We start from the raw sequence: 25,871 nt of genomic DNA on the forward strand, positions 1-25,871 counted from the left end.
ACATGATGTTACGCTTTATGTTTTAGCTGTTTAAAACCTTAGCTAAGGTTTGTTTGATATGTATTTACAACTATTACTATCTTCGTTACCATGTCAGCCTCTCAGCAAGCAAAACAGCAAATAGACGCCCTAACTACAGAGTTAAGGCAGCATAACTATAATTATTACGTTCTGGCCCAGCCCACTATATCTGATTTCGATTTCGATAAAAAGCTGGAACAACTGGCCGCCCTCGAGAAACAATATCCGGAGTTTGCAGAGCCCGACTCGCCTACCCAGCTGGTTGGTGGCGAAATAACTAAAGAATTTAAAACGGTTAGGCACCGTTGGCCTATGCTCTCGTTGGGTAATACCTACAACGAGCAGGAGTTGCTGGACTTCGATAACCGCATCCGCAAGGCTATTGGTGATAACTTTGAGTATGTGTGCGAGCTGAAGTTCGACGGCCTGTCTATGAGTATTACTTACGAGCAAGGCAAACTGATTCGCGCGGTTACACGGGGTAATGGCGTGGAGGGCGACGAGGTAACTACCAACGTACGCACCATTCACAGCATTCCAAAAAAATTAGGCGAAGGTAATTACCCCGACCTGTTTGAGATCCGTGGAGAGGTGTTTATGCATCGCAAGGCTTTCGAGCGATTAAACGACGAGCGTATAGAAAACGGTGAAGTACCTTATGCCAATCCGCGCAACTTTGCGTCGGGCACTATGAAACTCCAGGACTCGGGGGAGGTTGCTAAACGCCCGCTTGACTGTTTTCTATATTTCTTATACACCGAGAAGCAATTATTTAAAACCCATTGGGAAAGCTTGCAGGCTGCTAAGGATTGGGGTTTCCATGTAAGTGAGCATAGTAAGTTATGCAGTAACATAACCGAAGTACTGGCCTTTATCAACTATTGGGAAGAGCGCCGCTTCGACCTTTCGTTTGATATCGACGGTATTGTAATTAAGGTAAACAATTATAACCAGCAGCAAGAATTGGGCTTCACCGCAAAAGTACCGCGTTGGGCTATTGCTTATAAATATAAAGCCGAGCAGGTAGAAACCGTGCTGGAGAGTGTTGTATATAATGTAGGCCGTACAGGTGCAGTTACTCCGGTTGCCAACTTAAAACCAGTACAACTGGCTGGTACTACCGTAAAACGAGCTACCCTGCATAATGCCAACCAGATTTTATTACTCGACCTGCATCAAGGCGATTCTGTTTATGTTGAAAAAGGCGGCGAGATCATTCCCAAAATCATCAGTGTAAACCCGGCAAAGCGTAAACCCGATGCGCCGGCTATTGAATATGTAACCCACTGCCCCGCCTGCGGAACTTTGTTAGAACGCAAAGAAGGCGAAGCCGCATTCTACTGCCCTAACGACGAAGGCTGCCCGCCGCAAATTGTAAGTAAAATGCAGCATTTTGTTGGCCGCAAAGCGATGAATATTGATGGCCTGGGTGATGAAACTATCGAAACGCTTTATCAAAAGGGCTACATTAAACACATCAGTGATATTTACGACCTGCGCGATAAGTACGACCAACTGAAAACGATGGACCGCTTCGGCGAAAAATCGATCACCAATATGCTGGACGGCATCGAAAAATCGAAGCAGATGCCTTTTGAGAAAGTGCTGTTCGGTTTAGGTATCCGTTACATTGGCGAAACGGTGGCTAAGAAATTGGTGGCCTATTTTAAAACCATAGAGAAACTAATGACAGCTTCTTTCGAAGAGTTGACGGCGGTTGATGAAATTGGTGGCCGAATAGCCCAAAGCCTGATCGAATACTTTGAAGGCGAAAAACATCGTGATGAAATTGCCAAGCTGCAAAGCCAAGGTCTGCAATTTGCTGCCGAAGAAAAAGAAGTTACTCTGGCAAGCGACAAGCTGAGCGGGAAATCATTCATCATCTCTGGAGTATTCGAAAAGTACTCGCGCGATGAACTGAAAGATATCATCGAACAAAACGGAGGTAAGATCTTAAGCAGCATTTCGGCTAAATTGAATTACCTGGTAGCAGGAGACAACATGGGACCCGCTAAATTGGAAAAAGCTAATAAACTCAACATCCCGATTATTAGTGATGAGGAGTTGTTAGGAATGATATAGACAGCGTTATCGGAGGTCGGATTTTTGATTTCGGATTTACAAAAACTTGTCATCTCGACGAAGGAGAGATCTTGTACAACATGATTAGCCGTCGCATAAGATTTCTCCTTCGTCGAAATGACAATACTTTTTTACAACCTCGCTACCCGGCTCAATACCTCTACAATATACCTATCCATAATCTCAGCAGGCTGCGTGCTAAACTTATCGGTTATCCGGTTGGCTAATAGCACATTGAACGATATAGCTCTATGCCCTAAAGCGGTGGCCATACCATAAATACCGGCAGTTTCCATCTCTAGGTTGGTGATCCGCTTATTTTTAAACTTAAATTTTTCAATAATATCAAGCAATTGTGGCATAGTCGATTGTGCCCTGATCTGCCTGCCTTGCGGTGCATAAAAACCAGGTGCAGTAATGGTAACGCTTTGCTGTATGCCTTCACCTAAAGTTTTTAGAAGGTACTCGTCTGCTATAGATAGATACGGCCGGTGAACTATTTCCTGAGGTAGTGCATATGCAAAGGCACTTAGCATCTGTTCCTGTTCTTCAGTTAAGGCATGCTTGTAATAATGCATTAACGCATCGAGCCCTATAGCAGCTTCAGAAACCAACAGACTATCAACCTCTATATCGGCTTGCACAATTCCGGAGGTACCTATGCGAACCAGGTTTAATTTTTTTAGCTCCTGATGCACAACGCGCGTTTTCAGGTCGATATTTACCAGTGCATCGAGTTCATTAAGCACTATATCAATATTATCCGTACCTATACCCGTAGAGACTACCGACATACGCTTACCGGCCATGTATCCCGTATGGGTTATAAATTCGCGCTTGCCTTTTCGCAGTTCAATCGAATCAAAATGTTTGCTTACTTCCGTAACGCGGTCTGGGTCGCCTACTAAAATTATGGTATCGGCAATATCTTGAGGTAAAAGATTCAGATGGTATGCGCTCCCATCTGCGTTTAGTATGAGGTCCGTGCTCGGTATTGTGTACATTATTATAAATTTATATCTCGCCTTGCAGGTATGCAAAAATTACTATTTTTGTATGTCCTTAAACCATAAGGCATTACTCCAATGGTAATATAACCCGACCTGTCGGCAAAAGCTTTTATCTTCTTTTTTAGAGATCACAGGTCACTACAAACACCCGTGCTAATCTGTTTTTAACAGCTTATTCTTTAAAACCCTAAAGTATTTTATTTATGACACAAAAAGGTCCCGACATGGCTGTGGTTTATCCATTGGCTACCTACAATAAACTGGTGTTCCTTAAAAATATTATTACCCGCCCAAATATAGTAGTGGGCGATTACACTTATTACGACGACCACGAAGACCCATACAATTTCGAAAAAAATGTTTTATATCACTTCGATTTCCTGGGCGATAAGCTGGTAATCGGCAAGTTCTGCGCTATAGCCTCGGGTGTAAAATTCATTATGAATGGCGCTAATCACGAAGTTAAACCTATCTCCACCTACCCTTTCGCCATATTCGGCAATGGCTGGGAAGTGGTGAACGAAGACGTTGAACATCAACAAAAATATCCTTTCAAAGGTGATACCATTATTGGTAACGATGTTTGGATAGGTTACGGCGTTACCATTATGCCTGGTGTTAAAATTGGCAATGGTGCCATTATAGCCACTGGCTCTGTAGTAACTAAAAACGTACCCGACTATGCCATTGTTGGTGGCAATCCAGCCCAGATCATTCGCATGCGTTTTGATGAAGCTACGATAAAACGACTACTAAACATAGCCTGGTGGAACTGGGATGTTGCAAAGATCACCGAGCATGTGAAGGTGATTAACTCTGGTGATATCGAGGCGTTAGAGAGGGTTTAGGAAGAGAATCGGGAATCGAGAGTCAAGAATCGAGATACTTCTCTCAACGTTCCCGAATGCTATAAACCCGTCATGCTGAACTTGTTTCAGCACCCCACTGGACAGGTATGTCGTACGCCAAGCACGTGGGATCCCGAAACAAGTTCGGGAAGACGGAGAGTGCTTGATTTTTCGTCCCAATTCTTGACTCTCGATTCCAGATTCTCTCTTTGGCTCGCTGTTTGCTCTACACCAAGCATCTATTTAAAACATTAATATCATGGCAAAGTATTCAGAAAAAGCGCAGGAGAAGGTTGGCGAAACCATGCACGAAATGAAGGAAGGCAAATTAAAAAGCGGCAGCGGTAAAAAGGTGACCAGTAAAAAACAGGCTATTGCTATCGGCCTTTCCGAAGCGCGTAAAGAAGGCGCAAAAGTTCCGAAGAAGAAATAATAGTACAATAACAAGAAGGCCCCAATAAATCGGGGCCTTCTTGTTTATTTATTGTTGGGCTGGCTTTTGATACTCTGTATGTACCCAATCTTCCAATTGCCCGTCTTTATCTAATTTTATCAGGCGCTCTATATCCCGGTCTTTAGTATGGGTAGGCTCTGCCTTGTACTTAGCAATCAATGCCTTTACCGCAGCAAAATTGGCAGCGTCCTTAGTATAGTCCGGATAACCAATGGCGTATTTAACATACGCCCCCATAAAAATGGCCAGTAGCTTATTATTCCGGTCTGTAAGGTCCATTAGTGCGGGCATCAGCTCCATGGTAATGGTTGGCGAATCCTGGATCCATTTAAATAAAAAGTCGGTAGCGGCGCGTCTTTTCTGGGGTTCTTCCGTCCAGGGGGTTTGCTCCAGCCAATCTACCGTACGGATCACATCCGGCTCATACTTAATAAAATCTGCCTGGTTAACCATTTTGTAACTTACCGGTACCGAATAGGTTTGCGCCTTGGCGGCAGCACCAATCAGTAACAGTAAAACAAAAGTAAGCGTGCCAGGCCTTTTCATTATAACGTATTGTTGTTGAGTCGTTTATTTCACTACAAAAGAAACCATTTTCTCGCCCCAAACAAAAGAAATTTTGCCAGATGGATCGATCATAAATTTCAAACGCTCTACCGAAGGTGAAGTTTTTTCGGTTTTTACCGTTACGCGCAACGCGTCTTCAGCCTCTTTGTATTCCATACCCGATTGCATGGCTATCTTGTTAATAATAATAACCCACTCCTTTTCGCCAGGGATAGAGTACAAACTGTATTTGCCTGCTGGTAAAGCTTTTCCACCTAAAGTTACGTTTTTGCTGAAAGAAATGGTAGTAGCCTCGTTAGCCCCGGTACGCCATACTTTTCCATAAGGTGCAATTTCGGTACCGATAGCGCGGCCTTTTAAGGCGGGTTGGCTGTAGGCAACTTCAATAGCTACACCGTTTTGGGTGGTAGCTTTTACGGTATCTGGCGGGCTTGGCCTTTTGCTTTTATCAGTAGTTTGTGCCGAAACCGTGAATGCGCCTAAAGTGCAAACTGCAAGCACAACAAATAACATTAGTTTTTTCATTAGGATTTTGATTTTAAATGTGTTGTAAGTTTTATTTCTGCGTAAAAGAATCTAAAATTTCCATCAGCGTTACGGCCTCCTCAATGCTGCATGGATTATCGCGTTCACCATTAAAGTAGGCTACAATATTGGCAATGTGTGGTTGCTGTATATGCTGTGGATGGGTAAAAGTGATGGTGTCTTTGCCGGCTTCATCTTCAAGCGTAACGGTGGTACCAAAAAACGGGAAGGTGATTTTGCCTTTAGTACCCACAATTTCGCAGCTGTCTGTTACCTGGCTGGGGCCAACGTTAAAGCACCACGATCCGTTTACCACAACACCATTCTCAAATAATATCTCGCCACAAACATGGTCGTCTGCAGGATATTTTTTGGTTTGGTTGAGCGAGTAGCCATGCGATGCTTTTGGTCTTCCAAAATAGTACAGCATCAGATCTAACTGGTGCGGTGCCAGATCGTGAAAATAACCACCGCCAGATAACTCCGGATGTACGCGCCAGTTGCTATCTGTTTTGGCAATCATTTCGGCGTTCTCCGTTTTCCACATCCTGATCTGCACGGTACGGATCTCTCCTACCGCGCCATCTTCAATCAGTTTTTTAACGTGTAAAAACATGGGTAAAGCGCGGCGATAATGAGCAACCGTAAGTTTGCTATTGCTGGCAGCTACGGCCTTTGCCATCTGGCGGGCCTCGTCGGCGTTGCGGGTAACGGGTTTCTCTACATACATATTAAAGCCCTTTTCCAGTCCGCGTAACACGTAATCTAAATGCTGTGCTGGAGGAGTTGCCACGTATACAGCGTCTAACCCGGCTTCGTCCATCATTTTTTCAGCATCATCAAACCATTGCTCAACACCGTGGCGTTGGGCATAGTCGGCAGCCTTTGCGCCATCTCTGCGCATTACGGCCACCAATTTGCTATTAGGCACTTTGTTAAATGCAGGTCCGCTTTTAAGTTCTGTTACGTTACCGCAGCCTATAATCCCCCATTTGATTTGCTTCATACGGGCTGCTTATTTTAAAATAGCTTCAATTTTAGCCAGTTCTTCGCTGCTGAATTTGGTGTTGTCCAAACATTTTAACGAGTCAGCTAACTGCTCTGGTCTGCTCGCACCAATCAATACCGAAGTAACCCGTGGGTCTTTCAACAACCACGATAAAGCCATTTGCGCTAAAGTTTGTCCGCGTTGTAAAGCGATCTCATTCAAAGCACGCACTTTGCCGATGGTTTCTTCTGTAACCTGGCTGGTTTGCAGAAATCCGGTTGATTTCGCAGCACGGGAATCTTCCGGAATACCATGCAAGTATTTATTGGTCAAAAGTCCCTGTGCCAATGGCGAAAAAGGGATACAGCCAACACCGTCTTTCTCCAATACGTCGAGCAAACCGCCCTCAACCCAACGCTCAAACATCGAGTATTTAGGTTGGTGGATGAGGCATGGTGTGCCTAGCTTCTTTAATATATCAATAGCTTTTTGAGCTTCGTCGGCAGGATAATTAGAGATACCTACATAAAGTGCTTTACCCTGACGAACGATCAGATCTAAAGCCGTCAGGGTTTCCTCAAGTGGGGTTTCGGGATCCGGGCGATGGTGATAGAAAATATCTACATAATCCAGGCCCATGCGTTTAAGGCTCTGGTCTAAGCTGGCTACCAGGTATTTTTTAGAACCCCAATCGCCATAAGGGCCATCCCACATGGTGTAGCCGGCTTTGCTCGAGATGATCATCTCGTCGCGGTATCCGCCAAAATCTTCTCTTAATAGCTTGCCAAAGTTTTCTTCGGCCGAACCCGGAGGCGGCCCATAATTGTTTGCCAAATCGAAGTGGGTGATACCACTGTCAAAAGCCAGGTGCAATGTTTTGCGAAAATGCTCTAAAACATCTACGTGGCCAAAGTTATGCCACAGGCCGAGCGACACGGCAGGCAGTTTAATACCACTTTTACCGCAACGGCGGTATTCCATATTTTTGTAACGATCAACCGATGGTATATAGGTCATGATGTGTTGGTTTATTTTTGGACGCTAATTTAGAATTTTTAGCGAACACCCGGGCGTTGCGGCAAGATAATACCTAACCTTAACCCAGAGTTTAACCTACGTTCATCTTTAAACGACATGGCATACATCAGCCTGAAATTTAAGTATTGCACGCCAAAGGCAGCCTCGTAATAGTTTTTGATCACTGGGGTGGTCAGATAGTTCAAGTTTACAATCTCCTGCAATTTTAGCTTACGGATTAACGGGATATTATTGAGGATGTATCCTGAAAAATTATGTTCGTAATGGGCTTCTAAATATTCGTCGGATGTACTGTAGTTATACATATTAAGCAACAGAAAACGATTAGGTGCTATACGGTAGGCAAAACCATCGTTACCATAAAACTGGGCGTAGTCGGGGTAATACAATTTATTGGCATTTAAAAACTTACCGGCGCCAACATAAAAAGCCGATTTACCGAACTTACCCATGTTGAGATCTTCTTTAGAAAGATTAACCGACAGCAGATCGTAGTCAACATCGGAGCCAAATACGTTTTTAATACCCTTGGTGTAATTTACCTCGAGTTTAGGATATTTGGATGGCAGGTAATATCTACCGGTTGGATAAGTAACATACTTATTGCTGAAATCGTAACTGGTGCTGATATTCACCGTTAGAGACTGGTTCTCGGGAAACAGTGGCTGATCTACATCTGGCGTAAGCGGGTTGTTTGATGTAAAGGCTTTGTCTTTGTAGAAAAAACTAAAGTCGGAGCTGTTAGGCAACCATTTTCGGTTTGCATATTCTGTAGAAACACTTGCTTTCCACCCTCCAACAATCCTACGCGATAAAGACACCTCGCCAAATTGCTTTTCGTAAAGCTTTTGCAGGTTGCGCCTCCTTAACAAGGTATTGTAAGTATTATGAAACGCCGAGATAGGCTCCGTATTGTTAAGATCGTAAATACCCGTACCACCGCTAAACCCAAGCGTAAAGCTATTTACCGGGATGGTGCCATAACCGTTCAGGCTAAATATCTTATCGCTAAAGCCATAGCGCGCATTTGCTCCGAGGCGCAGGTATTTATTATTTACACTATCTATCTGTTTAACAAAGCTTGCCCCATAGTTAATGGCAACACCTTCTACAGTGTTATAAAGCAGGGATGGAAGTATCGGATTTAAGTAGAGATACTCTTTATCAAAACGATTACGGTGGTTTATGCCCGTAAACAGCAATTTACCCGGCGTAACTTTATTATATACTCTGTCGAGCGAATCGAGATAAGGTTTGGATTCGCGCTTGGCAGCGAGTACGGCTTTCTTTTGATAGTCTACCGTTTCTTCATTAGTAAGCGGAACAGGTCGTTGCTGCTGCCAGTATAACGAGTCTTTTTTGTTTACGCCTTGCGGAACGCGCAACACCTCTGCAAACTCCTTATTATTAAATTTAGGGTCGAGATCGTAATTACTGTATACTGCAATGAAATAACCGCCAAACCTAAAGCCAAACAATCCACCCGTAAACTCAAACTTAACGGAAGCCGGCATCCATGCCTTCTTACCAACTGGCATGTATTGCTCTTTTACTTTAAGAGTGTCAACAATATTGAGGTTAGCGCTTTTGGTAATCTCCATATCGAAACTATGGATGCGCCAGCTGTCTTCAATAATATAGATCAAGCCGCTAAATACGGGTTCGAAACTATGCTTAGGTATCAGCTGAATTTTATTGATGGTTTCGCCGTTTTCTTCAATGGTACCCAGCCATTTGTAGTTGTAAAAATTAAGGGCATTATCTGCTATCGGTGATATGAGCGGTCGGTTACTTAGTTGGTCCCAGTATTGAAAGTTTTCGTACAGGTTTACTTTAACGTCGGATGCACGGTTGAAGCTGAAAGCCCGGTTGCTGCCCGATACTTTTGACGAGATCATTTCTTCGTGTACCTGGTCGGGTTTCTGAAAGCTGAGTTTAGATTGCGATTCTGACAGATATACAATGCCCCGGCGGTTGGAGTCAAGGCCAATTTCGCGGCCAATCTGATTAATATCTCGGCCTAAAAATTTCTTTGGGGCTCCCAATAACTTCTGCAAGCCTTTAAGGTAAACATCGGTAGTATAAGCGTTAACCTCGCTCAAATAAGTTTTACGTTTACGAATGGCCTTGCGAATAATAGCATAAGCTGGGTCTTCCCCACCGGGGCGGATGATCACATCTTTTAATTGATATGCTGCTGTATTAAGTTCTACGTTTACCGTTAGGTTTTGCTGCAAGTCTAACTCTCTATCCTGTTGCTGAAAGCCGATAGCTTTGTAAATCAGCTCATATTTACCGGGGGCTAATTTCAGGCTGTATTGTCCCTCGCTGTTGGCAGACGTACCACGGGTTGTATTTCTGATCAGGATGCTTGCGAAAGGGATGGGCTTACCGGTGTCATCTTTAATATTACCACTTATAGTAACCTGTTGCGCCCAGACGGCCGAACATGTGAATAAAAACAATAAGATTGATAACAGCGATTTCTTAGTCATAGGCAGGTATTGCCCTAAAGATGAAAATTATTTGTAATGAAAACGGTGGGAGGCGTGTTAAATTATGTTAAAGACTGTATTAGTATCGAGTAGTGAGTATCGAGTATCAAGACACTTTCATCGGTATTATTCATTCTACCTTGATACCTGATACTCGATACTCACTTCTCCAAAACTACTTTTTCTGTTCCACCTTCAGCATCGATTCGCTGATGTATTTAACGGGGGCGCTGCCGTAGCTCAGGAACTTTTCGTTAAAGTCTTTGAGTTTAAACTTGTCGCCCATTTTCTTCTTGTAGGCTTCGCGCAGGTCTATAATTTCTTTGTAGCCGGTGTAGTAGCTGGTTAGCTGTACGCTGCTTACACTCACACGTTTCCATTTGCCTTCGGCTTCGGCTTGTTGTTGAAAGGCCTCTTTGGTCAGCATTTTAACAACTTGTTCTTTGGTCATGTTACCGGTATGAACACTATAATCAATAATAGCATTACAAACCGAACGCAGGTTCCACTTATACCACATCAGCCACATTTCGGGCTCATTGCCGCCGAAACCGTTCTCCAGCATCATTTGTTCGGTGTATACCGCCCAGCCTTCTACCATGGCACCGTTGCCTAAAACAGACTTAATCAAACTCGGCGATTTATTAGAATAAACCAGTTGCGTATAATGTCCTGGGATAGCTTCATGAATACATAGTATTTGAAGCATGTACTGATTGTATTCGCGCAAATAGCTTTCGGCTTTGGCGGCGGGCCAACCGCTCAAACTGCCGACGTTAAAATAGGTGTTACCATTTTTATCATACGGCCCCGGCGAACTTACAGATGCACCAGCCACGCCAGCCATATAGGCAGGCTCTTTGCGCACTACCAAAGGTTTTGTTGGGTCGATATATAATAGGTTTTTGCTTTTAACAAACTCGGTAAGCTTAGGAATTTGCGCTGCTATGGCCGACTGGAAATCGTCTGGCTGCACGTGTTTGGCCGATAGCGTGTCGATCATCTTGCCGATCAGCTCCAGCGAATCTGTTGGCATAGGCGTTTTGCCGAAATACTTTGGCCACAACTGCTTGCTATATTTGGCCATCTCGCGGTGCAGGTATTTCTTGCGTTCGGTTGCCGCGTTGAAGATCTGCTGCGGCGTACTGCCCGACTGGATATCATATTTAAATTTATCCTGATAAAGCTCCTTACCCAAACGGAAACTGCGTGGATGATCGTTCTTTAAATCTTTTAACCAGGCGGCATAAGCTTTAATAGCGTCGGCAGATAACTTAGCCCTGTCGAGCATTTTCTTCTGCTCATCTTTCGGGATGCTGGTTTTCTTTAACGAGTCGGCATAATCTCCCTCAAAAACAGATACACCGCCGGTAAGCTGGTCTATGGTTAAGCTGGTTAACTCGGGCACGGGGTTTTTAATCTGCTTTTCTGCTTCTTTAAAATAGGCCGGGATGTCTTCCATTTTCATGTAAAAACTCCGCAGGCGCTTCTCCAAAGGCTCGTATTTTTCGTTGAGGATATAGGCAAATGATCCGATAAGGTTATAAGTACCCGGATCCCACTCATAAGCTTTTTGTTGTTGAATAGCCCACTGCATGCTCTGCATCTGGTTTTCTATCAGGTGATAGTCGATCTTACTGGCTTCGGAAAGTGTGTTAAGTTCGAAGTTACCCAATGAGTCTAGCTGCCTTTTGGTAAAGGTGAGTAGCTTTTGCCTGTTATCAGAATTAGGAACCAGCAATAAACTATCGTATTTATGATAGCCCGTTTGGGTTGCCCAGTCGGGGTTATGTTTCCATAATTCTTCCAGAAAACGACCTTCGTAAGCGGTAAAGGCCGAACTATCTTTTTGCTGTGGTGCTACACCCGCTCCATCTTTTTTACATCCGTAAAAGAAACTAAGCGCAACTGCGGCAATTAAAACTGACTTTTTGATCACTTTGAGCAGGGGTTTAAAATCGGGCTAAACTTAAACATTTACACTAAGTTTTTATAATTAAGCGCCTTTGTAAACACAGCTTTACAAAAATCACACAACCAATATGGCTTCAAACTGTTATGAACACAAACACTTAAGTAATGGACAAACAGCACGATATACTGATAAACGAACTGGAGAAATTATTACGTGGCGGCACTGCACACGCGTCGTTAAAGGATGCTGTAGCAGGCCTGCCCGCTGAATTGCGTGGCGTCACACCCGAAAAATTACCCTATAGCATTTGGCAACTGGTTGAGCACATCCGCATTGCGCAATGGGACATGCTGGAGTTTAGCCGAGACCCTAACCATCAATCGCCCAAATGGCCCGACGATTTTTGGCCTAAAGAGGCAGCACCATCTGACGAAACCGCCTGGAAAAATTCCATTAATCAAATCAATATTGATTTGGAGTCTTTTATCAACCTGTTGAAAAAAGATAATATTTACAAGGAACTGCCACATGGCGATGGCCAAAGCATCCTGCGCGAAGCGCTACAAATGGCCGACCATACCAGTTACCACATCAGCGAGATTATTATTATTAGGAGATTGTTGGGGGCTTGGAAGTAAAATATCCATCACTCACTTTGTCATTTCGAAGGAGGAATGACTGAGAAATCTTCTGCTATTTGCAAGTGGCTTAATGCAGAAGATTTCTCCTATCGTCGAATTACAAAATCTTATAATCGAACCGGATTTTTGCCCGATTCCGATTTTCCTACTTTAACTTATCAATAAAGTTAACCACTCCCGTTACCAACTCTGGCTTTAACGGCAAATCGGGTTGAGTGTAAGTTTCGAGGTTTTTATCGCGGTCAGCCGGTGCTTCCTTTAAAACGTAGTTCATGTTAGGGATCATCAGCAACGTTGCTTCCGTTTTCGCTTTCTTTAATTTATCGGCTTCGTCGGGTTTTATCAATAAATCAGTGCTACCCTGCACCAGCAACACGGGTACTTTTAATTTCTTTAACTCGCGGAAAGGCGTGTACCTCATCCACGATAACAGATAAGTTTGAATGCTTGGACGAATGAAAGGATACAGCGAAGCATCCACATCATTTTGTATTTTACCTGTTTTAGCCAAACTGTCAATCAGTTTACTATAGCGGGTTGATATATAATCCGGCTGCTCTTTAGCTTGTTGTTTAAGTAGATAATAAGCCGGTTGTGCAGCTCCTTCAACAGAAATAACCGCACCAACCGGTGTTTCTTCAGATGCTATAATGCCTACCAAAGAACCTTCGCCATGGCCCAACACAACTACCTTAGAGAAACGTTCATCGTCATGAAGTTTGTTAATAATGCCCATAGCATCTTCAATATGATCTTCTAAACGCAGTTGATTTTCTTTGGTACTGCTCACACTCTCGCCTATTGTACGTTTATCGTATCTTAAACTGGCAATACCACTTTGGCGCAAAGCAATAGCCAAATCTTTATAAGCATTGGTGTTAAGGGTAAACTTAGGATTAGGGTTATTGCCATTACGGTCGGTGCCAGATCCGGCCACAATAATTACCACCGGTATTTTGCCAGCAGGCTTTTCGGGCATAGTTAAAGTACCCACAATATTACCGGCAAAACCTTTTACGGTGTAGGTAGATTCGCCAAGGGCAGGGTCTACGTTTAATAATTTTAAAGCATTAGCTGCTTTAGCCGCGTCAGATGGGCTTACGTAATTATCGAACAATAAGCCCCCCAACTGATTTTTATCATTAAGGCTAACTTTCATTGCCAAAATAGATTTGGTAAAATCTGCCTTATAGGTGGCTATCCCCTTATCATAACTTAAAAATGAAATCTGCTGCAGGCGACCTAACTGCGATTGCAGCTGACTAATCATTTGCTGATTTTTATCCTCTGGTAAAGACACCCTCACATCAGGCGAAAACATACTGAATATGCTATCGGGCTGGTTAAGATTATAATATTGCTGAAACCGGGTGATGGCTACTTTATAATTCTTGGGTTCTGACTGCGCGTACGCATTTACTGCGAGTACGATAAACACTAAGAGCAATTTCTTCATTGACATACTTGTATCGGATGCGAAGTTAATTAATACTTTATCAATATTAATATTTCGTTACAACAGCCCGCAATTTCTTAACAATTCAAAAAACATGGGCTATATTTAAATAATTTGTAACTAAAATATTATATAATCGTAAAAAAATCATCATTGTGTCAAAAACTTATTACAATAACTTACTATTTTAGGCGAAACTAAACCCCACGATACTGACCCCGTTAATGAAAAGAACTTTTACTTGTGTTTTATTGCTTGTTCTCTCCGGTATCGTACGTTTCTGCTATGCTCAAACCAAAATTTCCAGCTTGCAAGGCAAAGTTGTTAATGAAACACTTACAGGTGCAGACGCAGCTACCGTAGCGCTAATGCGGTTGCGTGACTCTTCCTATGTACAGTCGACAGTTAGTAATAAAAATGGTTTTTTTCAGTTCACCGGCCTTAAACCCGACAAATATATTCTGCAAGTTACTAAAACGGGATACCATAAAATTTACAGCGGGCCCTTTCTGGTTACTAATAACAAAACTATTAATGCCGATACCCTGAAACTACTTCCTTCGCAGGTGAATCTGAGCGAGGTAATTGTAACCGATAAACGTAAATACCTGGAAATAAGACCAGATAAAACCACTATAAATCTGGATCATGGTATACTGGCGTCGGGTTCGTCTGTAATGGGGGTGTTAGCCACGGCGCCGGGTGTAAAGATTAATAGCAGCGGCGACGTGTTTTTACGTGCAGGCCAAAAAGCGACCATTTTTGTAAATGGCAAGCAGGTGCGTTTGGAAGGCGACGACCTGGCCTCGTATCTGCAGAGTATGCAGGCTGCAGATGTTGAGCAAGTAGAATTAATTACTAACCCGCCGGCCAGATATGATGCTGTGGGCACAGGCGGCGTTATTAATATCATATTAAGAAAAGGTAAAAATGTAGGTTTTAATGGCAACACCACCCTTAATGCCGATTATGGAAAGTTTGGAAGAGCTGGCGCAGCCTTTAGCGGCAATTACCGCTCGCAAAACATCAATATTTTTGGGGGCATTGGTTATCGGTATGTAAAAACCGACCACACTATTAATAACCTGCGCAATGTGGATGGTACGGATATCACTACGTTTGATACCCATTATTATAATACACAAAGTACACCCACGCTTGATTACCGCGTGGGAGCCGATTTTTTTATCAGCCCGAAACATACCATTGGTTTTTTAGTTAAAGGCACCGACGAAACAGCCCGTTTTAACAAACAAACCAACACCGAGATGCTGCTTAACGGCGCAAGAGACTCAGTTATAACTACACTATCAAACTTAAAACGTGATAGAAACCAGATAAACTATAATATTAACTACGCCGGCACACTGGGCAATACCAGGCAAACGCTAAGCGCCGATCTGGATTTGAGTATATACAACCGCCACTCGTATGAGGATATTGTGAGCCTTGCTGTCCCGGTAAGCCTGGCGCAACCTATGGGCAACCCTCCCTATCATAATGATACCTTGATGAATGATGCGCCAACGCGGATTGTTAACCGGTCGGCAAGAATTGATTACACAACGCCTTTTACCAAAAATGGCAAACTGGAGGCGGGCATAAAAGCTAGCTACGTAAAAAGCGATAATACGCAATATTTCACCAGCCTTACCAACAACACCTATCAGCCGGTGTCAATGTTTACCAATCAGTTTATTTATACAGAGAGCAAGCAAGCAGCCTATGCCAACTTCACCAACAGTGGCACTAAACTGAGCTACAATGTGGGCTTGCGGGTAGAACGTACGTCGTCCGACGCTAATAGCCCGTTGCGTAACCACCAGCTTAAACGCGATTTTACTAACCTGTTTCCAACCATACAAATCGGCTATAATTTAGGTAATGAGCAACAGCTTACGTTTGACTATAACAGACGGATGACCCCACCTGCCTACGAGAGCCTCAACCCCATTATTGCCTATCAGGATAACTATAATTACCGCATGGGCAATTCGTATCTGAAACCTGAGTATGCCGATTATTTCCAGATAGCTTATACCAATAAGTCTAATTTCAGTGCGGCATTGTATGCTTCTACCGTATCAGATTTTTTTGATTTCAGCTATTTCATTCAAAACGACAGCAGCAAAGTTTTAATTACCACTAAACGAAATTTAAAGCGGGAGAACAACTTTGGCGCCAAGTTTAACATACCGTTGCAGGTTACTAAATGGTGGAATGTTAACTTCAACCCCGATATTTCTGTTTACCAGTTTAAAGATTATGCCGGGAGCCTGAATAAATGGTCGAAAGATATTGTGCTTGATCTTAATCAGGATTTCACCATAACTAAGACTATAGCTGCAACGGTTTATGCGCACTACGAATCGGATGTATTTTATGGCTTATATAATAACAGCCCCGTATTTTATTTAAACCCGGGTATCAGTAAACAAGTATTTGATAAGGCTGGCAGCATTACGCTCAGCGTTTCAGATCTGTTTAATACCCAACGTGATAAATACCGGGTAGATTACCAAAATCTCGATTTCCGTGGTTATGATAAAGTACAAACCCGCATGGTGCATTTAACCTTTGTGTACAACTTTGGCAAGCGCACCGTAAAAGGCTCGCGCAAACGCAATGTGGGTAACAATGATGAGCAAAAACGGATGAACGGCAATTAACCTGCGTGGCCCGATAGCATACCGATGACGATGATGAGCAGCACCAGCAGCGTGATGCCTACGTACAGATAATCTTTCTCGATAATAAAGCCAATCGCCGAAAATATAATTCTGATTATCGGGGTGGCTATTAACAAAATAATACCCGCCTGTATAATGGCCCTGCCCCGGCCGGTAATAATACCATGAAATATGCCGGAAAGCGTGTGCACAAATTCTGGCACCCCTTTAAATTCGTGATAGTCGATATGCTCGCTGCCATGGCGATAGAGGTAAATAACGCCGCCTATGGCAACCACAGCCATGGATACCAAAACCCCCAGGCGTAAAACCCAACCTATGATAGATTGGATATCGGTATCTTTAAATTTAGTTGCTTTAGTTGCCATATCTTAAATTTTACCGGTTATACCATTATAAATCATTTGCACAGCCAGTATGGTTACGATAACAGCAAACACCCAGCGCAACCAACCCGATGAGGTGGAGTGCACCAATATTTTAGAACCGGTTAAAGCGCCCAGCAACACACCAATAACAACCGGCATTGCCAAGCCCGGCTCTATATAACCACGTTGCAGATAGACCACCGCACTAGCCGCAGCCGTAACGCCTATCATAAAATTACTGGTAGTGGTTGATACTTTAAACGGTATGCGCATAATGCTATCCATAGCCACCACTTTAAGTGAGCCAGAGCCAATGCCCAACAACCCGGAAATAATACCGGCAAAGAGCATCATAAAAAAGCCTCCACCAACTTTGCGTACGCCATATTTCACTTCGCCATCTGGTGTGGGGTAAGTACCATTTAACTTGAGTTTTTGGGCTAAAGGGCTTTCGGTTTGCAGTACCGTGGTATCTTTTTTACGTAGCGACATGATGGCCGAAAAGATGAGGATTACGCCGAATATTACTGCAATAACAGGTGCGTGGATAAGTAACGAAAGCATAGCCCCTATCAGCGCGCCAGCAGTGGTAGCGATTTCTAAAAACATTCCAATACGCATATTGGTAATACCCTCGCGCACATAAGCCGCCGCCGACCCCGACGATGTTGCAATAACCGATACCAACGATGCACCGATTGCATAATGGATATTAACACCCAGGCCAATAGTTAGTAAAGGAATAATAACAACACCGCCACCCAGCCCTGTTAAAGAGCCCAGTAAGCCAGCGCAATAAGAGCCCACCAGTATAATTAATGTTAAAACGAGTACCGACATGTGCAACGAGGAGATTGGTATTAACGCCGCTAAAGTAGCAAATACTTTTTTAGGCCTCCGGTTTTTAATGTAACCTTAATTTTAACATATCAAATACAAATACTTACTTTAAGCGTTTATAACATTGTATGAGAACTAAGTATTGCCTGTTTTTTATATTTTGCTTAACCTGCTGTCAGCTCTTTGCCCAAAGCAAATTACCATCTAACATATTTTTGCGCAAGTTGCCCAACGGCTTGGATGTATTGGTGGTAGAAGATAACAGCGTGCCGCTGGCTACGGTTATGATTACCGTTAAAAACGGATCGTTTACCGAAACGCCGAAGTTTAATGGGCTAAGCCACCTTTACGAGCATATGTTCTTTAAAGCGAATAAAGATTACCCTTCGCAGGATGACTTTATGAACCGCATTAGCGAACTGGGTATCGATTTTAACGGCTCAACCACTTTCGAAAACGTAAATTACTTTTTCACTCTGCCAAGTGCTAATCTTAAACCCGGATTGGAGTTGATGAACTCATCAATACGTTACCCTTTATTTAATCCGGAAGAAATGGCCAAGGAGAATATTGTGGTCGATGAGGAATTTCAGCAGCACGAATCGGCCCCGGCGTTCGCATTGCTCGATTCGATGGATCACAAAATGTGGGGCAACTTGTATAGTCGCAAAAACCCAACCGGCGATCATAATGTAATCCGCTCGGCTACCCCTGCCCTGATGGATTCGATCAAGAACAAATATTACTACCCAAATAATTCGTTGCTTACCATTGCCGGCGATGTAAAGCACGAGGATGTATTTGCCGAAGTTACAGCCCTCTTCGGCAGTTGGCAACCTTCTGCCTTCGATCCGTTTAAAAAATGGCCTATACCGGAGTTTAAGCCGCTTACCAAAGCAGATTATTTTGTCGTAAAATCAAATCTCACCAATGTTCCCATTATCCAGATGAACTGGTTTGGGCCGGATACGCGGTCGGATATCCCATCTACCTATGCAGCCGACGTATTTTCGTATATCCTAGACCAAAATTCGTCGAAACTAAGCAAGGCATTGATCCAGTCGGGCCTGGCTTATAATGTTGATTTCAGTTATCTTACGCTTAGCCACACGGGGCCTATTACCTTAACGGTAGTACCAAACCCTAATAAAGTAGAAGCCTGCTTTAATGAGATCAAGCACCAGATCTCGCTTTGGGATACGCCCGATTACGTGACCGACGAGCAACTGGCAACAGCCAAACGTAAATTGGAAATCAAAGCAATCCGCGAGGCAGAAGTTACCAGCGATTTCACACAGGTGTTATCGTTTTGGTGGGCTTCGGCATCACTCGATTATTTTACCGGTTATAACGACAATCTTAAAAAAATGACCAAGGACGATCTGCGTGCCTATGTACGTAAATATGTGATTAACAAGCCCTACTGCGCCGGCCTGTTAATTAACCCAGGTATGGAACAAACGGTAGCTCCCAATACATTTTTTAAAGCGAAGTAAAGAGAATCAAGAGACAAGAATCGGGAATCGAGATTAATACCAATTCTGCTAATTCATTAATTCTCATAATTCTGGTTCAAGACAAATAATCGTTAGTTAATTCAGTAAATCCTGATCAATGAAGAAATTTATAATCACCATATATAGCTTATTCCTAATTGCAGGCGCAGGCTTTGCCCAAGCCCCTACTACCAATACCGCCACCTCCTTTATGGTAAACGGATTGAAAGTGATATTTAAACCCACCGTTAAAGATGTGGTTAGCATGCGTATGTACTATCGTGGCGGCGTATATAACTACCAACCATCGCAAGCTGGTATAGAAAGCTTTGCCTTAAAGGCAGCTACCGAGTGTGGCACTAAAAAATATACTGCCGATCAATTTAGAGATATGGCCGATGAATTCGGCATCTCCATAGGCGGCTCGTCCACCTATGATTACGGCAACATTGGTATTGATTGCGTAACCAAGTACTTTAGCCAGGGATGGGACTTGTTTGCTGAAGCTATTAACAACCCTACTTTTGACGATACCGAGGTGCAGCTCCTCAAAAGCAAACTCATCACTTTCGCCAACGGCCAACTAAGCGACCCGGATAAACACCTGGATGACCTGCTGATGCAGAACGCTTTTTTCGGTACGCCTTATTCTACTGATCCCGACGGCAACGAGCAAACGCTGAGCCCGCTAAACGGTGAGGCCTTGAAGAAATATTATTACAACCTTATTAATAAGAACCGCATGTTTATTGTGGTAGCTGGCAATATTACCCGCAAGCAGTTGGAGGATAAGATCAAAGCCTCATTTGCCGCGCTTCCCCAAAAACCATATACCATACCAACCCGCCATGCCCCGGTTTGGAAAGAAAACAAACTGAATGTAGAAAACCGTCAGCTAGCCACCAATTATATTGCAGCGGCGTTTAACGCACCACAGGTGAATAGCCTGGAGTTTTTGCCTTACCGTATGGGTTTATCTGCACTTGGAGGTTCTTTGTTTAATGAATTGCGTACCAAGCTAAACCTGAGCTACGACCCAACTGCGTCGGCAGTGAGCTTGCAGATGGCTTACGGCACCATGAGTATAAGCACCAATGATCCTAAACAAGCCGTTGAAGTAATGGACCGCGTGCTAAGTCGCTTTAAAGTTTTGGGCATCTCGCCCGAAGGATTAAAGTACCTCAAGAGCAGCTTCATCACCAATAATTACATCAAACAGCAGGGCTCGGGTGCTATAACTTCAAACCTTGGTTCGGCCGAAATTAATGGCGGTTGGGAATATGCCGAAAAACTGCCGGACATGATCGAGGCTGTTACCACAGACCAGATTAACGCCACCATGCTCAAATACATAGCCGGCCTCCGCTGGACCTATTTAGGCGACCCGAACCTGGCCAGGCAAGCAGAAGATGTATTTAACATGCAAGTACATTAAAACGGATATGGATGCGCAATGGCGAAGTAGTAGGTCCACACAATCAAAAACAATTGCATTGGTATCCTGAAAATGAGATAGTACATTCCCGGTCCGCTAAAATCGCCTTGCTCCATATTTACGCGGCGCTGGGTGGCATAAACATTAGCGGGTAACATGGCTATTAAAAATATTACTAAAAGGTATCCGGCAGTTATCCGGGTTTCGTAAAGCATAATACCCGCAGCACCGGCAATTTCAATAAGCCCGGTTATAATTACAATAAGTTTTTTAATGGCATTAGGTATAAATGGCGGCACCATTAGCACCATACCTTTTATAAAAACAAAGTGCGCTATGGAGGTAAAAAGCAGCATCACACACAAGGCTAACCGACCGCTGAAATAAAGGTCTTCGCGTTGATGAAAAGTATAACTAAAGAGCATGCTCAGCCCGAAAACAGACACTAATACAATCAGTGGTTTCATCTCAAAAAATTAAAGGATCAATAATTTACAATTGGCTAACATAAATGTAATTAAATAAGCCATTATCTGCACTTTAACCCATAAAGTTTTTTTAACAAAACTACCCGCCCGATGTTGTTATGTGTAAGTTTGATATAAAGATTTGAATGCTTTTGCTATCCCCAAAAGGGACGGTAACTATTCAAACTTTATCATCATACTCTTAACAAAAACATAGCTATGTCGTACCAAAAAATCACAGAACTGTTAGGTAAAGATGCCGACTCCCTGTTACAGCACGAGTGCAAAACATTTTCTAAAGATGTAATTCATGCGCCCTCTCCCAATTTTGTTGATAAGATTTTTGTAAACAGCAACCGCAACCCGCAGGTACTGCGCAATCTTGCAGCTATTTATAATCATGGCCGCCTGGGTGGTACAGGCTATTTGTCGATACTACCTGTCGACCAAGGTATAGAGCATACCGCAGGGGCATCGTTCTCTAAAAACCCGCTGTATTTCGACCCCGAAAATATCATTAAACTGGCGTTAGAGGCTGGCTCTAATGCCGTGGCTACTACTTTTGGTAACCTGGCCATAGTTGCCCGTAAGTACGCCCACAAAATACCTTTTTTAGTAAAGATGAACCATAACGAGTTGCTTACCTACCCTACCAAATACGATCAGATTATGTTCGGCACGGTAGAGGATGCCTGGAATTTGGGGGCAGCTGCCGTGGGTGCCACCATTTATTTTGGCTCGGAGCAGTCCGACCGGCAAATTGTAGAAGTAGCCCAAGCTTTCGAACACGCGCATCAGCTAGGAATGGCTACCGTTTTATGGTGCTATACCCGTAACAATGCTTTTAAAAAAGATGGTGTAAACTACGAAACCGCCACCGACATTACCGCCCAGGCTAACCACATTGGCGTAACTATACAGGCCGATATCATTAAACAAAAAATGCCCGATGTAAACGGAGGCTTCACCACCATTGGTTTCTCTAAAACAGATCCGCTGATGTATAGCAAATATACCTCAGATAACCCTATAGACATGTGCCGCTATCAGGTAGCTAACTGCTACATGGGCCGCGCCGGGTTAATTAATTCAGGCGGTGAATCTAAAGGCGCATCAGATCTGGCCGATTCTGTAAAAAATGCGGTAATTAATAAACGCGCCGGTGGCTCGGGGTTGATATTAGGCCGACGCTCTTTCCAGCGCCCGTTTGCCGAAGGTGTAGAATTTCTGCACACTATACAGGATGTGTATCTGGCAAAGGAGATCGATTTGGCATAAATCATAGCAGTGGCAAGTGACAATTTCAGGCTTGCCACTGTTTTCTTTTCATCTGCTCCAAGTTTCTTGCAAAGGATCCTATGATGCTTTTTTCGATTTGCACGCCTGCCCGGGCTTTTATAAGATGCTCTGCAAAAACGGGAAACAGCATCTATTTCCCCTTAATCTTCTTTCTGTGTTTTAGCCCAAATTCAATAAGTGCATTAATTACAGCCTGGGTTTCAATAGCGTGCGGCGTAATTGCGTAAGAAACAGTAACAGGTTTGGTATTATTAACCGTTCGGGTAATCAGCAGATTTTCTTCCAGTTCTTGCAATTCCTTCGATAGCACCTTAGGCGTTATACCATTCGAAGTTTCCATGAGGTCTTTAAACCGCATAGTACCAAGGCTGTATAAATTGAGCAGGATACAAAACTTCCATTTGCCACTTAGCAACTCAATAGCATCTTTCAGGGCCAATATCCGTTCGTTATCTAGTTTGGGCGATTCGCATTTTACAGCTGTCATAAAAAATAGTCACTATCCTAAAGGTAATTAATAGCAAATGTATAGTTAATCTCCGATAGTTTTGACCCAAAACAAAATCAAAACAGATGACAAAAACAATTTTCATAACCGGAACCTCGGCAGGCATAGGCAAAGCAACTGCTAAATTATTTGCTGCAAAAGGTTGGAAAGTAATTGCCACCATGCGCAGGCCAGAAAACGATACAGAACTAGCCAGGTTGAATAACGTAACCGTTTTACCATTAGACGTAACCGACCTTGATCAAATTAAAGATGCTACTCAAAAGGCTTTGTCTTTAGGCAACATCGATGTAGTTTTTAATAATGCAGGTTATGCCTTGCTCGGCCCTCTGGAAGCCACAACCGACGAACAAATAGTTAAGCAAATGGAAACTAACTTTTTGGGCACTGTGCGGGTTGTACAAGCATTTATACCAAATTTCAAGGCTAAAAAATCAGGTTTGTTTATTAATATGACCTCTTCCGCCGGGATAATGGCCTTTCCGTTCAGCTCCATGTACGATGCCAGCAAATGGGCGTTAGAAGGTTGGAGCGAAAGTCTGTCTTTTGAGTTAGAACAATTTAACATCGGCATCAAAAACATCGAACCGGGTTTGGTAGCCACCGATATGTCTGAAAGGACCATATTACCATCGCACACCGATTACGATGACCTATTAGCAAAATTTCTTGCTATAGTTAATAACCCGCAGAGCATTTCTACACCGGAGCAAATTGCGGAAATAGTGTATGAGGCCGCAACAGATGGCAAAGATATCCTGCGTTACGTTTGCGGCGAAGATGCTAAGGCAATGTATGCACAACGACTTGAAGTAGGCGATGAAGCATTTAGAAAAGGCCTTAAGCAATTAATTTTCGGTGAATAGCATTCTGCGCATGCAAAAAGGTTGATTTGGCGTAGAAGCTGTTTCAGTAAGAGCGTTGTCCACTATCGCTATAGCAAGTTTAGCATAGCTTAACTTGTGACCAAACATGAGGTAAGCTTTCAGCTTACGTAAGGTAAAAGCTTACCTCATGCTAACCATCCCGTTAGCAATTGAATCAAAATCGTAACTACTATTTGCAACTGCTACTTCTTCAAATAATTCTCCCTCACTGCCTTAAACTCCGAGCCAGCCTTCCATTTTGGCCATTCGGCACTATAAGCCAACTTTTTGCCCACCAGGTATACCAGTTGAAGATCTTGTATAGTGCCGCTTACATCCCAGGTTGCAGCGTCGTACTCGTCGTTTGGTTTGTGGTATACGGTGCTGTTGTAGTTGTCGTGCATTTGAAGGCCAGCCTCTTTACCTTTGCCTACCAGGTCGGTACCTGTTTCGATATACAGGGCCGGGATACCAACCTTCGCAAAATTGAAGTGATCTGAACGGAAGTACATCCCTTTAGATGGCACAGCTTCCGGCTCTATGTGGCGACCTTGCGTTTTGGCGGCTTCGGCCAGGTAATCTTCTAATTCCGATTGCCCATAACCCACCACCGAAATATCTTTGGTTTTACCATAAGGGTAAAACATATCCATATTGATATCAGCCACGGTTTTATCTTTCGGAAACACCGGATTCTCGGCGTAGTAGGCCGATCCCCATAAACCCTGTTCTTCGGCAGTTACAGATAAAAATACGATAGTACGTTCAGGCTTCGTTTTTAAGCTTTTAAATACCTTGGCCAACTCCAATAAACCTGCAGTTCCGCTGGCGTTGTCTATAGCGCCGTTATAAATGCTGTCGCCCTTGGCATCGGGTTTGCTGATACCAAAGTGGTCCCAATGTGCCGAATAAACAATACATTCATCTGCATGCCTGGTTCCGGTGATTTTGGCAACCACATTGTGCGACTGGTTATATTTACAAGTAGTACTTAAACCGGTAGTAATATTCAATCCCATCGCGCTGCCCTTAAAACCAGGTGCAAGTGCCTTAGCCAGCATGGTTTTGTAATCTGTACCAATAGTTGCAAACAGCTTTTCGGCAGCAGGCATCGTCAGCCAACCCTCAAAAGCGCATTTATAGCTTTCGTGACCGCGTGGATCGAGGTATAGTTTCGATGCTTTCCAACTATTGGCAACTACGCTAAAGCCATAAGCGGCCGGCGCAGTATCGTGTATAATTAAACAACCTTTGGCACCGTGCTTGGCGGCCTCATCGTATTTATAGGTCCAACGGCCATAGTAGGTCATGGTTTTTCCTTTAAACTGTTTAGCATCATAATACCCCGGATCGTTTACCAACACCACTACAATTTTATCCTTCACATCCAGTCCGGCATAGTCATCGTGGTTAAACTCAGGTGCCGAAATACCGAAGCCGGCAAAAACCAGGTCTTCATTTTTTATATCAATTCGGGCATCTGTACGGCGGGTCCACAATACATAATCTTTTAAACCTTCCAGATCAAAGCTTGCATTCGCTCCGGTAACTTTCATCTGCGGATCGGGATTAGTATTGATAGAAACCATTGGCACCGGCTGCAGGTAGCTGCCCTTGTTGCCTGGCTCCAAACCCAAAGCTTTAAACTGCTGCTCCAGGTAACTTAGCGTGGCGGTTTCTCCTTTGCTGAAAGGCAGGCGGCCTTGTAATTTATCAGAGGCCACCTCACTTACATATTTGCGATAGCTGGCTTCGCTAAAAGCGTTTAAGCCGTCGGTATTTTGTGCTGATGCCTGATACAGGTTGGCTGTTAAGCAAGCGGCAAGTAGAGATAATTTAATGGGTGTCAGTTTCATTTATTG

Annotated in this window: 22 protein-coding genes; 9 read left to right on the top strand and 13 right to left on the bottom strand. The window is 43.5% G+C overall.

What is annotated here, in order from left to right; translation table 11 throughout:
- The first annotated feature begins 90 nt into the window (after positions 1–90).
- Positions 91–2,103, top strand: coding sequence for an NAD-dependent DNA ligase LigA (gene ligA / locus GSY63_RS18365; protein ID WP_166587290.1), 2,013 nt, complete (start codon positions 91–93; stop codon positions 2,101–2,103).
- A gap of 131 nt (positions 2,104–2,234) precedes the next feature.
- On the opposite strand, the gene GSY63_RS18370 is transcribed toward ligA, so the two are convergent.
- A complete protein-coding gene (locus GSY63_RS18370; protein WP_166587291.1) occupies positions 2,235–3,107 on the bottom strand; it encodes a nucleoside phosphorylase in 873 nt (290 codons plus the stop codon).
- Positions 3,108–3,316: 209 nt separating this feature from the next.
- Between GSY63_RS18370 and GSY63_RS25095 the strand changes: the two genes are divergently transcribed.
- Positions 3,317–3,961, top strand: coding sequence for a CatB-related O-acetyltransferase (locus GSY63_RS25095; protein ID WP_166587292.1), 645 nt, complete (start codon positions 3,317–3,319; stop codon positions 3,959–3,961).
- A 259-nt stretch (positions 3,962–4,220) separates the two neighbouring features.
- On the top strand, positions 4,221–4,394 hold the full coding sequence (locus tag GSY63_RS18380; protein ID WP_166587293.1) for a DUF6496 domain-containing protein: 174 nt from the start codon (positions 4,221–4,223) through the stop codon (positions 4,392–4,394).
- Between the two features lie 48 nt (positions 4,395–4,442).
- On the opposite strand, the gene GSY63_RS18385 is transcribed toward GSY63_RS18380, so the two are convergent.
- The 6 genes from GSY63_RS18385 to GSY63_RS18410 all read right to left on the bottom strand — a co-directional run bounded on the left by GSY63_RS18385 (position 4,443) and on the right by GSY63_RS18410 (position 11,967).
- A complete protein-coding gene (locus GSY63_RS18385) occupies positions 4,443–4,961 on the bottom strand; it encodes a hypothetical protein (protein ID WP_166587294.1) in 519 nt (172 codons plus the stop codon).
- Positions 4,962–4,985: 24 nt separating this feature from the next.
- On the bottom strand, positions 4,986–5,507 hold the full coding sequence (locus tag GSY63_RS18390; RefSeq protein ID WP_166587295.1) for a DUF2911 domain-containing protein: 522 nt from the start codon (positions 5,505–5,507) through the stop codon (positions 4,986–4,988).
- 31 nt (positions 5,508–5,538) lie between these two features.
- Complete coding sequence (locus tag GSY63_RS18395) at positions 5,539–6,513, bottom strand: Gfo/Idh/MocA family protein (RefSeq protein ID WP_166587296.1); 975 nt, start codon at positions 6,511–6,513, stop codon at positions 5,539–5,541.
- A gap of 9 nt (positions 6,514–6,522) precedes the next feature.
- The gene (mgrA, locus tag GSY63_RS18400) at positions 6,523–7,512 is read right to left on the bottom strand and encodes an L-glyceraldehyde 3-phosphate reductase (RefSeq protein ID WP_166587297.1); all 990 of its coding nucleotides are present in this window, start codon (positions 7,510–7,512) and stop codon (positions 6,523–6,525) included.
- Positions 7,513–7,550: 38 nt separating this feature from the next.
- Positions 7,551–10,028 carry a DUF5686 and carboxypeptidase regulatory-like domain-containing protein gene (locus GSY63_RS18405; RefSeq protein WP_166587298.1) on the bottom strand — a complete coding sequence of 826 codons (2,478 nt, stop codon included), beginning with the start codon at positions 10,026–10,028 and terminating at the stop codon, positions 7,551–7,553.
- 175 nt (positions 10,029–10,203) lie between these two features.
- Positions 10,204–11,967: a DUF885 domain-containing protein gene (locus GSY63_RS18410; RefSeq protein ID WP_317168586.1), complete on the bottom strand. Its 1,764-nt coding sequence runs from the start codon at positions 11,965–11,967 to the stop codon at positions 10,204–10,206.
- Positions 11,968–12,107: 140 nt separating this feature from the next.
- On the opposite strand from GSY63_RS18410, the gene GSY63_RS18415 reads away from it, so the two are divergent.
- Entirely contained in the window at positions 12,108–12,581 is a 474-nt protein-coding gene (locus GSY63_RS18415; RefSeq protein WP_166587299.1) for a DinB family protein, read from the top strand.
- Positions 12,582–12,729: 148 nt separating this feature from the next.
- Here GSY63_RS18415 and GSY63_RS18420 read toward each other — a convergent pair whose 3' ends face one another.
- Positions 12,730–14,040, bottom strand: a complete 1,311-nt coding sequence (locus GSY63_RS18420; RefSeq protein ID WP_166587300.1) for a serine aminopeptidase domain-containing protein — start codon at positions 14,038–14,040, stop codon at positions 12,730–12,732.
- A gap of 224 nt (positions 14,041–14,264) precedes the next feature.
- Between GSY63_RS18420 and GSY63_RS18425 the strand changes: the two genes are divergently transcribed.
- Positions 14,265–16,709, top strand: a complete 2,445-nt coding sequence (locus GSY63_RS18425; protein WP_166587301.1) for an outer membrane beta-barrel protein — start codon at positions 14,265–14,267, stop codon at positions 16,707–16,709.
- Here GSY63_RS18425 and GSY63_RS18430 read toward each other — a convergent pair.
- Positions 16,706–17,098: a DUF1634 domain-containing protein gene (locus GSY63_RS18430; protein ID WP_166587302.1), complete on the bottom strand. Its 393-nt coding sequence runs from the start codon at positions 17,096–17,098 to the stop codon at positions 16,706–16,708. The genes GSY63_RS18425 and GSY63_RS18430 overlap by 4 nt on opposite strands.
- Positions 17,099–17,101: 3 nt before the next feature.
- Positions 17,102–17,938, bottom strand: coding sequence for a sulfite exporter TauE/SafE family protein (locus tag GSY63_RS18435; protein ID WP_166587303.1), 837 nt, complete (start codon positions 17,936–17,938; stop codon positions 17,102–17,104).
- A gap of 128 nt (positions 17,939–18,066) precedes the next feature.
- Here GSY63_RS18435 and GSY63_RS18440 point away from each other — a divergent pair, with 128 nt between their 5' ends.
- On the top strand, positions 18,067–19,434 hold the full coding sequence (locus GSY63_RS18440) for a M16 family metallopeptidase (RefSeq protein ID WP_166587304.1): 1,368 nt from the start codon (positions 18,067–18,069) through the stop codon (positions 19,432–19,434).
- A gap of 118 nt (positions 19,435–19,552) precedes the next feature.
- A complete protein-coding gene (locus GSY63_RS18445) occupies positions 19,553–20,869 on the top strand; it encodes a M16 family metallopeptidase (protein WP_166587305.1) in 1,317 nt (438 codons plus the stop codon).
- On the opposite strand, the gene GSY63_RS18450 is transcribed toward GSY63_RS18445, so the two are convergent.
- Positions 20,866–21,336, bottom strand: a complete 471-nt coding sequence (locus tag GSY63_RS18450) for a DoxX family protein (RefSeq protein ID WP_166587306.1) — start codon at positions 21,334–21,336, stop codon at positions 20,866–20,868. The two genes, GSY63_RS18445 and GSY63_RS18450, sit on opposite strands and share 4 nt — an antisense overlap.
- A 219-nt stretch (positions 21,337–21,555) precedes the next feature.
- On the opposite strand from GSY63_RS18450, the gene GSY63_RS18455 reads away from it, so the two are divergent.
- Positions 21,556–22,614 carry a class I fructose-bisphosphate aldolase gene (locus GSY63_RS18455; protein WP_166587307.1) on the top strand — a complete coding sequence of 353 codons (1,059 nt, stop codon included), beginning with the start codon at positions 21,556–21,558 and terminating at the stop codon, positions 22,612–22,614.
- 151 nt (positions 22,615–22,765) lie between these two features.
- On the opposite strand, the gene GSY63_RS18460 is transcribed toward GSY63_RS18455, so the two are convergent.
- A complete protein-coding gene (locus tag GSY63_RS18460; protein WP_166587308.1) occupies positions 22,766–23,122 on the bottom strand; it encodes a winged helix-turn-helix transcriptional regulator in 357 nt (118 codons plus the stop codon).
- An 86-nt stretch (positions 23,123–23,208) separates the two neighbouring features.
- Here GSY63_RS18460 and GSY63_RS18465 point away from each other — a divergent pair, with 86 nt between their 5' ends.
- Positions 23,209–24,009, top strand: a complete 801-nt coding sequence (locus tag GSY63_RS18465) for an SDR family oxidoreductase (RefSeq protein WP_166587309.1) — start codon at positions 23,209–23,211, stop codon at positions 24,007–24,009.
- A gap of 203 nt (positions 24,010–24,212) precedes the next feature.
- Here the strand turns inward: GSY63_RS18465 and GSY63_RS18470 are convergent, their stop codons facing one another.
- Positions 24,213–25,865 (bottom strand): M28 family metallopeptidase, encoded by a 1,653-nt coding sequence (locus GSY63_RS18470; protein WP_166587310.1) that lies wholly within the window; start codon positions 25,863–25,865, stop codon positions 24,213–24,215.
- Between the last annotated feature and the right edge of the window lie 6 nt (positions 25,866–25,871).

Source organism: Mucilaginibacter agri (genome assembly GCF_009928685.1).
Lineage (GTDB): Bacteria > Bacteroidota > Bacteroidia > Sphingobacteriales > Sphingobacteriaceae > Mucilaginibacter > Mucilaginibacter agri.

Excerpts from the sequence above, each read along its gene's own strand:
- GSY63_RS18380 (WP_166587293.1), top strand. The coding sequence starts at position 4,221 with ATGGCAAAGTATTCAGAAAAAGCGCAGGAGAAGGTTGGCGAAACCATG.
- GSY63_RS18385 (WP_166587294.1), bottom strand. The coding sequence starts at position 4,961 with ATGAAAAGGCCTGGCACGCTTACTTTTGTTTTACTGTTACTGATTGGT.
- GSY63_RS25095 (WP_166587292.1), top strand. The coding sequence starts at position 3,317 with ATGACACAAAAAGGTCCCGACATGGCTGTGGTTTATCCATTGGCTACC.
- GSY63_RS18450 (WP_166587306.1), bottom strand. The coding sequence starts at position 21,336 with ATGAAACCACTGATTGTATTAGTGTCTGTTTTCGGGCTGAGCATGCTC.
- GSY63_RS18465 (WP_166587309.1), top strand. The coding sequence starts at position 23,209 with ATGACAAAAACAATTTTCATAACCGGAACCTCGGCAGGCATAGGCAAA.
- GSY63_RS18395 (WP_166587296.1), bottom strand. The coding sequence starts at position 6,513 with ATGAAGCAAATCAAATGGGGGATTATAGGCTGCGGTAACGTAACAGAA.
- GSY63_RS18425 (WP_166587301.1), top strand. The coding sequence starts at position 14,265 with ATGAAAAGAACTTTTACTTGTGTTTTATTGCTTGTTCTCTCCGGTATC.
- GSY63_RS18415 (WP_166587299.1), top strand. The coding sequence starts at position 12,108 with ATGGACAAACAGCACGATATACTGATAAACGAACTGGAGAAATTATTA.
- GSY63_RS18390 (WP_166587295.1), bottom strand. The coding sequence starts at position 5,507 with ATGAAAAAACTAATGTTATTTGTTGTGCTTGCAGTTTGCACTTTAGGC.
- GSY63_RS18370 (WP_166587291.1), bottom strand. The coding sequence starts at position 3,107 with ATGTACACAATACCGAGCACGGACCTCATACTAAACGCAGATGGGAGC.
- GSY63_RS18455 (WP_166587307.1), top strand. The coding sequence starts at position 21,556 with ATGTCGTACCAAAAAATCACAGAACTGTTAGGTAAAGATGCCGACTCC.
- GSY63_RS18405 (WP_166587298.1), bottom strand. The coding sequence starts at position 10,028 with ATGACTAAGAAATCGCTGTTATCAATCTTATTGTTTTTATTCACATGT.
- GSY63_RS18420 (WP_166587300.1), bottom strand. The coding sequence starts at position 14,040 with ATGAAGAAATTGCTCTTAGTGTTTATCGTACTCGCAGTAAATGCGTAC.
- GSY63_RS18440 (WP_166587304.1), top strand. The coding sequence starts at position 18,067 with ATGAGAACTAAGTATTGCCTGTTTTTTATATTTTGCTTAACCTGCTGT.
- GSY63_RS18460 (WP_166587308.1), bottom strand. The coding sequence starts at position 23,122 with ATGACAGCTGTAAAATGCGAATCGCCCAAACTAGATAACGAACGGATA.
- mgrA (WP_166587297.1), bottom strand. The coding sequence starts at position 7,512 with ATGACCTATATACCATCGGTTGATCGTTACAAAAATATGGAATACCGC.
- GSY63_RS18430 (WP_166587302.1), bottom strand. The coding sequence starts at position 17,098 with ATGGCAACTAAAGCAACTAAATTTAAAGATACCGATATCCAATCTATC.
- ligA (WP_166587290.1), top strand. The coding sequence starts at position 91 with ATGTCAGCCTCTCAGCAAGCAAAACAGCAAATAGACGCCCTAACTACA.
- GSY63_RS18445 (WP_166587305.1), top strand. The coding sequence starts at position 19,553 with ATGAAGAAATTTATAATCACCATATATAGCTTATTCCTAATTGCAGGC.
- GSY63_RS18435 (WP_166587303.1), bottom strand. The coding sequence starts at position 17,938 with ATGTCGGTACTCGTTTTAACATTAATTATACTGGTGGGCTCTTATTGC.
- GSY63_RS18470 (WP_166587310.1), bottom strand. The coding sequence starts at position 25,865 with ATGAAACTGACACCCATTAAATTATCTCTACTTGCCGCTTGCTTAACA.